Here is an 862-nt window from a genome sequence, read left to right on the forward strand (position 1 = left end):
AGGATTAATAATTTATCTAAAGCATTTACTACTACCGGATCGATTTCGAAATCAGCGTTTGGTAATCTGAATGCCATTTTGTAGAAGTTCTCTACGTAGTTCAGGTTGTTATCTCCGTGGTTTAATGGTAAACCTTGAGTTTTTCTGTAAGTCCAGGCACAAAGATGAGAGAATTTAGCGATCATCAGCTCAGCTGCGTGATCCATTTCTTCTTTAGAGTTTACGTTCACTGCTTTCGGGTTGAAAGCTGTCAATGCAGAAGTTAAAGAAGATAAAACTCCCATAGGGTGAGCAGAACGAGGAAAAACATCAATGATCTTTTTCATTTCGTCTGCGATGAAGTTATATTTTTTAATATTGTTGTCGAATGAAGTAAACTGATCCTGAGTAGGTAATTCTCCATGTAATAAAAGATACATTACTTCAGTGAAGTTAGATTTCTCAGCAATCTGCTCGATTGGATAACCTCTGTAGAATAATTCTCCTTTATCTCCGTCTAAGTAAGTGATGTCGCTAATAGTAGCTCCTGTATTTTTGTAACCTAAATCCAGAGTGATTAAACCTGTCTGGTCTCTTAATTTTGAAATATCAATCCCTCTGTCTCCGATAGTACTATCCACGATTGGATATTCATATGAATTACCGTCGTAATTCAATATTACTTTGTTGTCTGACATTATTTATTTATTTTTTTTAAATATACCACTTTCCATAAAATACGGCAAACTAAAAATTTCGCTTGCCGTTATTTATAAATTCGATTAATTATCTTTTGATTTTAAAAGCTTCCAACCCTGGGAAAATTGCAGTTTCACCTAAAGCTTCTTCAATTCTCAATAGCTGGTTGTATTTTGCCATTCTA

At 34.3% G+C, this 862-nt stretch carries 2 protein-coding genes; both read right to left on the minus strand.

The annotated features are described in order from the left end of the window. The coding region (locus GB932_RS22215) for a citrate/2-methylcitrate synthase (protein WP_497755948.1) at window positions 1–677 on the minus strand (677 nt) is incomplete at its 3' end. 88 nt (window positions 678–765) lie between these two features. Further along, window positions 766–858, minus strand: coding sequence for a hypothetical protein (locus GB932_RS22220; protein ID WP_497755949.1), 93 nt, complete (start codon window positions 856–858; stop codon window positions 766–768). Between the last annotated feature and the right edge of the window lie 4 nt (window positions 859–862).

The sequence above is a fragment of the Microbacterium karelineae genome (genome assembly GCF_009745985.1).
GTDB lineage: Bacteria > Actinomycetota > Actinomycetes > Actinomycetales > Microbacteriaceae > Microbacterium > Microbacterium karelineae.

Excerpts from the sequence above, each read along its gene's own strand:
- GB932_RS22220 (WP_497755949.1), bottom strand. The coding sequence starts at position 858 with ATGGCAAAATACAACCAGCTATTGAGAATTGAAGAAGCTTTAGGTGAA.